Here is an 8,357-nt window from a genome sequence, read left to right as displayed (position 1 = left end):
TTCCCGGTGATAAGGGGTATGAGCTGATATATGGGAAAAAAGGGGGAAAACAATCAAAAGGAATTGAGACAAGGACCGGTAATATTGCCTATTGCGCGCTTTTTGTTGCAGCTCTTCAATCCTCTGAATGTCTGAAAGTTTTGTTGGATCGCGGAGATATTCTTCGCAATAAATTATTGATCGCAGAATTATGGACCAATACCTTTGATATCATGGACTTGGTTTGACCCTGGATTTGTTTATTTTAAACCTGTATTGATAGAGAGAGGTTTTTTATGTACACCAAGGCAGCAAAGATTATTAAATCATCCAAACGGTGTGTCGCGTTTACCGGTGCGGGTATTTCCGTGGAAAGCGGTATCCCGCCGTTCAGGGGGGAAAATGGCCTTTGGAACAAATATGACCCCCAAACATTTGATATCCAATATTTTTACAGCCATACCCAACAATCCTGGGAGGTGATCCGGGAAATTTTTTATGACCTGTTTGGAAAAGTAAGACCCAATCCAGCCCATTATGCCCTTGTAGAACTTGAGGCCAACAATATGTTAAGTTCAGTGATTACCCAGAATGTGGATAACCTGCACTATGATGCGGGCAGTAAAGTTGTCCATGAATTTCACGGGTCTTTAAAAAGTCTTGTTTGTCTTAAATGCAAGGCAAAATACAAGATTTCTCAAATTGATCTGAATGTTCTGCCTCCGGTGTGTAAAAAATGTGACGGCATTTTAAAACCGGATGTGATTTTTTTCGGAGAAGCCATTCCCGAATCTGCTAGCACCCATTCATTTAACGAGGCAAGAAAGGCAGACTGCTTTATCTTGATCGGTACTACAGGGACCGTGGTACCGGCAAACACGATTCCATCCATTGCAAAATCAAATGGTGCTAAAATTATTGAAATAAATCCTTATACGTCCGAATATACCTTTTCCGTCACTGATATTTTTCTTGAGGAAAAGGCAAGTATTGCCATGGAAAAATTGATGGAAGAGATCGATAAATTATAATTATTTAAAGGAGTTTTAATGCCCAGTGACTGCCTGTTTTGTAAAATTGTCAACCGGGACGTCCCAACCAGGTTTTTATATGAAGATGATGATTATGTTGTTTTCAGGGATATCAAGCCAGCAGCTAAGGTTCATCTGCTGTTGGTTCCCAAAAAACATATCAGAAGTATTAATGATTTGCAAAAAGAAGATGAATCCATTATCTCAGGCCTTTTCATGCTTGCCAGAGATATGGCAAAAGACCAGGGCGTTAATAACTCCGGATATAAGCTTTTGTTCAATGTTGAAAAAGGTGGTGGACAGGTAATTTTTCATATACATCTTCATTTAATTAGCGGATGGAAAAAATAAGTATGAAAACCTTGCTGAATATTACTCAATCTCCCCTTCCCGGTGAATCCCGGGTTATGTATTGTGGCGACTGTGTTCTGTTTACTTTAACGCTCCCGGCCAAGGTAAAAGGTAAGGCATGGGTGAGAACCAATCTTGGCTCTGCTGTCATCGCACAAAAAGAAATCATAAGGCGTGTGGAAAAAAATGAAATAAAGCTTGATGAAGCCTGGTATGATATTGAAATGGAGCCGGAAACCGACTTTGTTTTTAAAATTACGCTTCCATTGCACCAGACAGGGTTTTTTCAGGCAAAGTGTTTTTTTGCCCCGGAAAAAAGCACCACCCCTATCTGGCCAACCGGGGATAATTGTATTTTGAATGTGGAACCGGCCGGCACCTGTTGTGCCAATATTATTTACAATGCCTTTGTCAGGCAGTTCGGCAGATCCAAATCCGGTGTGCCGGGAGAATCTGGAGAACCTGGTGAAAAGGGCCTGTCATCCATCATTGAAAAACTTGATGCAAAAGGGTATACCGTTATTCCTGAATCAGGAAAATTCAGGGATCTTAAAAAGCAAGTAGAGTTTATCTTTTCGCACCTTGGCTGCCGTGTCCTCCATTTGCTCCCCATACATCCCACTCCCACCACCTATGCCAGAATGGGACGGTTTGGCAGCCCTTATGCCGCTTTGAACTTTACACAAGTTGATCCGGCTCTGGCTGAGTTTGACCCTTCGGCAACCCCCCTTGAACAGTTTATGGAGCTGGCCGATATGGTTCATTTTCATAATGGCTATTTATTTATGGATATTGCCATTAACCATACCGGATGGGCAGCCTCTATCCATGGAAGTAACCCTGAATGGCTGGTCAGGGGTGAAGATGGAAAGATAGAGGCTCCTGGCGCCTGGGGTGTGGTCTGGGCAGATTTAACAAAACTGGATTATTCAAATATTGATCTTTGGAAATATATGGCAGATGTTTTTTTGCTGTGGTGTCATAGGGGTGTTGACGGGTTCAGGTGTGATGCCGGCTATATGATTCCGGTCCAAGCCTGGGAATATATTGTTGCAAAAGTAAGACAGCAATATCCTGAAACGCTTTTCTTTTTGGAAGGGCTTGGGGGAAAGGTTAGTGTAACACGCGAAATTTTAAGCAGGGCCAACTTTAACTTTGCCTATTCCGAATTATTCCAAAATTATACTAGACAGGAAATATCAGATTACCTGCCAATCGTCTTTGAAATATCAAACACCTGCGGGCATACCATTCATTTTGCAGAAACCCATGACAATAATCGCCTGGCATCTGTTTCAAGACGATATGCAAAAATGAGAACTTCACTTTGTGCTCTTTTTTCAATATGCGGCGGATTTGGATTTGCCAACGGGGTAGAATGGTTTGCCACTCAAAAGATTGATGTCCATGAATCGGGTAGCCTGAACTGGGGAAACAAGAAAAATCAGGTGGAACACATTTCAAAGTTGACCCTGATATTAAAAAATCACCCCACCTTTTTTGCACAGACTCGGCTTGAATTGATTCATAAAAATCAATCCGAGTGCCTGGTTTTGCTGCGATACAATGAGACCCGGGAAAAAAAACTGCTCGTTTTAATTAATCTTGATTGTGAAAACTCCAGTGAGGCATCCTGGAAAAGACAGGACGCCGATATTAAAGAAACAATGTTGTTTGATCTGATTTCAGGGGCCCAAATCGAAACCCAAAAAGTCGATGATCATTGTGTGATACGACTGACACCGGGAGAAATTCTGGCACTGACCCCTGATCCGGATGATGTTAAACTTATTGAAAAAAAGGGAAAAAGCAACAGCCAGACCCCGGAAAGGGTTTATTTGCAAAAGCTAAAGGCTAAAGTATTAGCGATTCATACTACGTTCAAGGGCTACGGCAATGTAAAAGGCGCTGATATCGAACAAGAAGCCTTGTCATTTGCCCATGATCCTGTTGAATTCATTCGTTCTTTTAACAATGAGTCAAAAGAAAGCCGGGTGATTGTATTTGATTTCCAAAGGGATTTGAAACGGCAATTAATGGTTCCACCGGGGTTCTTCCTTTTGGTAAAATGCAAGACCGGGTTCAGGGCCAAAATTCTTAATGAAAAAAAATCAATTAAAATATCCCACAAAACATCCATAGGATATGAGGAGGGAATCCCAACTCCTGATGGAAAAGGTTTTTTTGCTCTTTTTTTTCCACAGGAAATAAAGAATCAACATAAAGAATATACGTTAAATCTAAGGGTATTTGAAACCAATGGCACGCAGATTAAAAAAGCTTCATTATTATACCTTGCCCCCTGTGATGCTCTATATATGAGTTCGTCCTTTACAAGAAAAGAAATTGTAAAAACTCCTTTTTTGAAATTATTGGGTACCAATAAAAGAGGGAGCATGATGCGGGCAGCTGCCTTTTGGGGTAAACTTGACAGCCGGTATGATGCCCTGCTTGGGGCAAATATGGCCAAAAACAGACCGGAAAACAGGTGGATGGTGCTTTCAAGGTATAGAATCTGGGCTGTTTTTCAGGGATACTCTATAGAACTTGCATTGGATTGTCTTGAAAAGTTTACATTTTCCTATGATCATGGAGGAAAATGGCTGTTTCATATCCCAACGTCAGAAGGCAAGTATTATGCTCTGGAGCTCTACCTGGCCATTGATCCGGAAGACAATCATACCTATTTAACCCTGTCGAGAGCCAAATCCACTGACAATGAGGCATTTCTTCTAAATGATGACAAAGGGATCACCATTATCATCAGGCCTGATATTGAAGACAGAAGTTTCCATGAGACTGTTAAGGCATTTAAGGGGCCTGAAAAACAATGGCCTGAGGCTGTTTCTGCTTTTGAAAAAGGATTTTCCTTTTTACTTTCAAATGGGAAAACTCTCAGTATAAACATATCAAAAGGTGAGTTCGTGCACGAGCCCGAATGGCACTATATGGTCCATCGTCCTTTGGAAGCCCAGAGAGGTCTTGATTCCGACTCTGATCTTTTCAGTCCGGGATATTTTACGGTTTTTTGCCTGGGGGGTGAAAAGGTATTGCTCAATGCGGGTGTAATTGAAAGTAAAGATATGAAAACCGGTTTTGATAAACAACTGAAATCATTAGAATTTAAAACTTTTGAAAAAGGAATGCCCCTTTCTGAGGCAGTATATAGAAGTCTTGATGCGTTTATTGTGAATCGCGGCAGTGATAAGAGCGTGATTGCCGGATACCCCTGGTTTCTGGACTGGGGAAGAGACAGTCTGATATTTTGCAGAAGTCTGGTTGAACTGGGTCGGTTTTCAGAAGCCAGAGCCATATTAAGACTGTTTGGCAGGTTTGAAGACAATGGGACCTTACCGAATATGATCTGTGGTGAGGATGCCCGGAATATTGAAACTTCCGATGCACCATTATGGTTTTTTGCCTGTTGCAAGGACTTGACTGAAAAAGAGAAAAGCAAGGATTTTTTAAATGAAACCCTTGATAATCGGACGGTTTTGGATATTCTTCTATCCATTGCCCATTCCCTGATAAAAGGAACCAAAACAGGGGTGGTTGCCGATCCTGAAACCCTGCTGCTGTATAGCCCGTCTCATTTTACATGGATGGATACCAATTTTCCGGCAGGATCCCCAAGACAGGGATATCCTGTTGAGATTCAGGCGTTATGGTACACTGCACTTGCTTTTCTGGCATCTGTTGATGCAGAAAATAAAATGGACTGGCAGGAAAAAGCCAAAACAGTTCAAAAAGCCGTGCTGGATCTTTTTTATAATAAAAGATCCGGCTTTTTTTCAGATTGTCTTCATTCCCATGGCCCTGTCGGGGCAAAAAACGCTGTCCCGGATGATGCATTAAGACCGAACCAATTGTTTTTGTTCACATTTGATGTAATAAAAGACAAGAGAATAGTACGAAAATGTGTTGAAACCTGCCGACAATTAATTGTTCCGGGAGCGATTAGAAGCCTTGCTGATTCAAAGGTTGAAACTCCCATCAATATTATTTATAATGATAAATTGTTAAAGGACCCCCACGCTCCGTATTCGGGAGAATACAAGGGGGATGAAGACACGCAGAGAAAACCTGCCTATCATAATGGAACAGCATGGACGTGGCAGTTTCCAATATTTTGTGAAGCATGGGCAAAGGCATTTGGTAAAAACAGCATTCCGACAAGCCTTGCATGGCTGGGCAGTGTGATTCATTTGATGCGAAAAGGTGTCGCAGGATATATTCCTGAAATTCTTGATGGTGATTATCCCCACACGGCAAGGGGATGTGATGCGCAGGCTTGGGGCACAGGTGAGTTTGCCAGGGTCATGCATAAGTTATCACACTAATTTTTGTAATAGGAGATTGTGTACATATGAAAGAGGTACAAATTTACAAAGTATATCCTGCTATCCCGGAACCCTTGTCTTTTCTGGATTATCTTGCCAGGAACCTGTGGTGGTGCTGGAATCCTGAAGCCATTGAGTTATTTCATAGAATTCATCCTGCACAATGGGAAAAAATCGGGAAAAATCCCGTGGCTTTTCTTTCTCATATATCCCAGAGACGATTTGATGACCTTTCAAAGGATGAAAGTTTTTTGGGGCATCTTGGGCGGGTAAAGGCTAAATTTGAAAGAATGTTTTCCTATGTATCACAAATCAAGGAATTTGATCTGGATCCCAAAGAGACGATTGCCTATTTTTCCATGGAGTTCGGTCTCCATGAATCACTGCCGCTTTTTGCAGGCGGTCTAGGGGTTCTTGCCGGAGATCATCTAAAAGCATCTTCTACTCTGGGAATCCCGTTGACCGGTATTGGTCTGTTATTCCGGGAAGGTTATTTTAAGCAGTTCCTTGACCATAACGGGTGGCAGCAGGAAACCTATCCCTTTAATGACATGTTTGATCTTCCGGTTCAAAAGGTGAAGGACAGCTCCGGCTTTGAAATCAAAATTGAAATACCGGGACCCGAGGGCTTGATCACAGCCTGTGTCTGGCAATTAAAGGTTGGTAAAATCAGACTATTCTTACTGGATACCGATTTGCCGGAAAATCCAGTTATCATCAGGGATATTACATCAAGACTCTATGCCAGCCATGGCGAAGTCCGGGTTGCCCAGGAAATATTATTGGGGATTGGCGGGATAAAGATATTGAGCGCCATGGATATGTTTCCTAACATCAGTCATATGAATGAAGGACATTGTGCCTTTGCCGGGTTGGAACGAATTTGTATTATCATGGACAAATACGATGTGGATTTTGAAAGTGCATTTCAAATTTGTAAGAGAAGCTGTGTTTTTACCACCCATACTCCTGTGGCTGCAGGGCATGATGAATTTCCAAAAGAATTAATACTTCCCTATATCCAGCCCTATGCCGATAAATTTGCCATTTCAAACGATGAACTGCTCTCCTGGGGAGAGCCCCATGGCATGAAGGATACAGGCAAATTTTCCATGTTTATTTTTGGTGCTAAATTATCCGGCTACATTAATGGTGTCAGCCGGCTTCACGGTCAGGTGGCTCGCACTATGTGGCAGCCTTTATGGCCAAGGCGCCACGTCGAAGAAATTCCTATTTCACATATCACTAACGGTGTCCATATCTGTTCTTATCTTTCCCGGCATAAAAATGCTTTATTTGAACGTTATTTATCCTCAGACTGGTCCAACAGGCAAGGCAACCCAAATCTGATTTCAAGGATAGACAATATTGAGGATGCAGACCTTTGGCATGTCCATGAACTGGATCGATCCAATTTGATAAAAAAATGCAGGGATACTTTGCTGGCACAATATGAAAGGCGAAATGCCCCTAGGACTGTGCTGGATGAAGTGGTGAGTGTATTGGATCACCGGGTGCTGACCATTTGTTTTGCCCGGCGGTTTGCCACTTACAAACGGGCAGGGCTCTTATTGAAAGATATCCCGCGTTTGACAAGACTCATTACTGATGAAGACAGACCCATCCAACTAGTGTTTGCAGGCAAAGCCCATCCCAATGATAATGAGGGCAAGGATATCATCAAACAAATTGTTGAATTTGCCAGGCTGCACAATGTCAGGCACCGGGTAGTCTTTCTTGAAAATTATGATATCAATATCGCAAGATACATGGTCCAGGGATGTGATGTGTGGCTTAATACACCCAGAAGACCCAATGAAGCCTGCGGCACGTCAGGCATGAAAGCTGCTGCAAACGGCGGGTTGAATCTTTCCATTCTTGATGGCTGGTGGTGTGAAGGATTCAGGGAGAGCCGGGGCTGGAGTATTGGAAACGGAGATGCTTATGAGGATCATGAATACCAGGATGAGGTTGAAAGCCAGGCCCTCTATAATATCCTTGAAAATGATGTGATCCCAACTTTTTATGAGAGGAAAAGAGGTAATCCACCCGAAAAGTGGATAAAGATGATGAAAGAGGCCATGAAAATGGCTATAATAGATTTTTCAAGTGACCGGATGGTCCGGGAGTATTCGGAAAGATTCTATATCCCGGCATCAAGAAATTTTAAACTGTTGACTCAAGATTCCGCCTGGAAAGCCAAGGAACTGGCACTGACCCAGTCCCGGTTGATATCCTTGTGGAGCGGCATTCGAGTATCAACACCCAAGCTTACCACTGAGGCTGATTTTATTGTTAGGGATACCTTCAGGATCACTCTTGAGGTTTTTCTTGGTGAATTGACCCCGGAAGAGGTCGAGGTCCAGGTTTATCATGGCAAAGTAAAATCCTCAGATCATCTTGAAGGCAGCATGGCAGAAACCATGTGGCTGCAGGAAACCATATCCGAAGGCGCTCACATTTATGCATGTACCATCACTTGTTCGGATTCAGGACGCTTTGGTTATACGGCCAGGGTGATTCCCAAAGGGGATGAGGTATTAAACAGTCATACACCAGGCCTTATTACCTGGGTCCATGGAGAGGATTAAAATTATAGACAAGACAACCTGGGGAAAGAGAAAATGGTACAAAAACCGAGAATCTTGATTGTAAC

The 8,357-nt window shown here is 42.5% G+C and carries 4 protein-coding genes and 1 pseudogene; all 5 read left to right on the top strand.

Features of this window, described 5'->3' with window-relative positions; genetic code table 11:
* Positions 1–227, top strand: a pseudogene (locus tag K8S13_RS18075) (HesA/MoeB/ThiF family protein); the annotation flags it as partial.
* A gap of 48 nt (positions 228–275) precedes the next feature.
* Positions 276–1,010, top strand: coding sequence for an NAD-dependent deacylase (locus tag K8S13_RS18070; RefSeq protein ID WP_291464698.1), 735 nt, complete (start codon positions 276–278; stop codon positions 1,008–1,010).
* Positions 1,011–1,028: 18 nt separating this feature from the next.
* Entirely contained in the window at positions 1,029–1,361 is a 333-nt protein-coding gene (locus K8S13_RS18065) for a histidine triad nucleotide-binding protein (RefSeq protein ID WP_291464696.1), read from the top strand.
* A 2-nt stretch (positions 1,362–1,363) separates the two neighbouring features.
* Positions 1,364–5,701 carry an amylo-alpha-1,6-glucosidase gene (locus tag K8S13_RS18060; protein WP_291464694.1) on the top strand — a complete coding sequence of 1,446 codons (4,338 nt, stop codon included), beginning with the start codon at positions 1,364–1,366 and terminating at the stop codon, positions 5,699–5,701.
* A gap of 26 nt (positions 5,702–5,727) precedes the next feature.
* A complete protein-coding gene (gene glgP, locus K8S13_RS18055) occupies positions 5,728–8,292 on the top strand; it encodes an alpha-glucan family phosphorylase (protein WP_291464693.1) in 2,565 nt (854 codons plus the stop codon).
* Positions 8,293–8,357 lie beyond the last annotated feature (65 nt).

This window comes from Desulfobacula sp., assembly GCF_021107415.1.
This window is presented reverse-complemented; position numbering and strand designations above follow the sequence as displayed.